Source organism: Tunicatimonas sp. (genome assembly GCF_049647865.1).
GTDB lineage: Bacteria > Bacteroidota > Bacteroidia > Cytophagales > Cyclobacteriaceae > Tunicatimonas.
On the sequence record NZ_JBARYM010000064.1, the window covers coordinates 1 to 2,070 of the forward strand.

Genomic DNA, 2,070 nt, shown 5'->3' on the forward strand with positions numbered 1-2,070 from the left:
CTCCATCTTTCACCGCCTGAATACCTTCTACCACCAGCGGCCACGAGCGGCGTTGGTTACCCATCTGCACCACTTTCCCGTAGCGTTTGGATGCCTTCACTAACATTTCACCCTCTTGAGGATTGTGACTACAGGGCTTTTCTACGTAGACGTGCTTTCCGGCTTGTAGAGCCATGATGGCCGCCGGAGCATGCCAATGGTCTGGGGCAGCAATTATTAAAGCATCCACTGCTGGATCGTCCAATGCCTGACGGAAGTCCTTGATGCCTTTAGGAGCGTTCTTCTGTCCGGCTGCGGTAGCGGCCTCAATACCTTTCGCCATTGCGGCATCATCTACATCACAGATGTAGGCTACTTCAGCGCTAGGTAAACTGGCGAATCCGCGAGAGAGGGCGGCGCCCCGGCTGTTAGTACCCATAATGGCCACTACAATTTTTTCGTTGGGCGATCCTTTCCTGAAAAGGCTGAAGGGCTGCGGAGTGAATAGCGTAGCCCCAGCAGAGGTAGCGGTAGCTTGTTTAATAAAATCTCTTCGGCGCATGTTTGGTAGGTTATTGCGTAGTTACTGGTATGAACTTAAAGAAAAATATTGGTAAGTTGAATTATAAGGCTGGTTTAATCCTCAACTGCTTGGCTAATAAAACAACCAATGCGATGAAGAAGGCATTTTTCTATCAATCAAAATTTCGATAAATTGAGGTGACAGCTTGGCTGTTCAAGATGACTAATAAGTAGTAGTGTTGGCTATACGAATGCTACTAAACATAATACTACCAACTAGCCTGCTATGAAAACCCGTTCTCGAGTCACTTGGAGCAATGTCATTAACAAACACAAGGTAGAGCCTTTCAAGTACCTAATTCCTGAAGACTTAAAAGATATTGTAGCAGCAGTACGAGATGCCGAGGACTGTAATCATCGTATTCGGGCGGTAGGCTCCGGGCATTCCTATTCGGATATAGCGATTACTGACGGCCATCTGGTAGATATGTCAAGGTTGTGCCAGATATTGGATTTAGATAAAAGTAGGCTGCTGCCAAAGCATCAGGAGAAATACCTGGTAGAAGTGGAAGCAGGCATCACGGTAGAAACCTTAAACCGCCAGCTTGATCGGCAGAAGTTGGCTCTTATCAATATGGGGGCAATTGATGAGCAGACTATTTCAGGAGCAATTGCTACCGGAACCCACGGGTCGGGGCGTAACGAACCCGCTATGTCGGGAATGGTTCGTTCGTTGGTGATAGTTGCTGCGGAAGGAAAAATATACCGTATAGAGCCTAGTGAAGGATTTACTGACACTGCTCAGCATACTGATGCTAACATTGAGTTGATTCATGATGATGATACATTTTACAGTACAGTCGTTAGTTTGGGTTGCACAGGCATTGTTTACTCCTATATTCTGGAGGTTCGTCCACGTTACTGGCTTTACGAAAATCGTCGGCCCGAAAAGTGGTCGGAGGTACGTCAGAAACTAGCCGACGGTTCTATGTTTGACAACTATCCGATTACTATCAATGGCCAATCGGTGGAGTACCCGGTCCGAAGCCTGTTCATTGTAGTAAACCCTTACGAGAAAGATGGTGATCATACCTGTATGGTGGCCCGCACTTTTGAGGTAGAAAAATTTCACTTTCGCACACTGCGAGATCGTACTCGGAATATATTAGCTACCGTAGTGAGTAATATTCCTCTAGCGTATCGTATATCACTTTTTGTAGTGAACAACCTTCCTAGAATTGTTCCTGCTGCCCTGGAGCGTTCGGTAACCGCCCTAAAGGATGCAACTTACGTGAACAAATCGCACAAAGTTCTATTCCAAGGGTTTGAGTACGTAGCTAGTCAGGGGCACGGGGCAGAGTTTGCTTACAACCGGCACGAAACCACCTACTTAGAAGTGATGGATAAAATCTTCTCTAAGGTAAAACAGCTTTCGGAAAAGTATAAGCTTTATCCCAGTTCAGCTCCTACCCTACGCTTTGTAAAGGCCTCACCCATGTATCTAACTCCTGAGCATAATACCGATGTATGCTATATCGGCAACCCAGTGCTGGTACGGCAGAAGGGCGC

Annotated in this window: 2 protein-coding genes; one reads left to right on the forward strand and one right to left on the reverse strand. The window is 46.6% G+C overall.

Going from position 1 to position 2,070, the window contains the following annotated elements; all coding sequences use genetic code 11:
• Window positions 1–541: Gfo/Idh/MocA family protein (locus WBA23_RS02395; protein WP_424580645.1), on the reverse strand; the 541-nt coding region annotated here is incomplete at its 3' end.
• A 246-nt stretch (window positions 542–787) separates the two neighbouring features.
• On the opposite strand from WBA23_RS02395, the gene WBA23_RS02400 reads away from it, so the two are divergent.
• Window positions 788–2,070, forward strand: a 1,283-nt coding sequence (locus WBA23_RS02400) for an FAD-binding protein (protein ID WP_424580646.1), incomplete at its 3' end; no start/stop codon positions are given.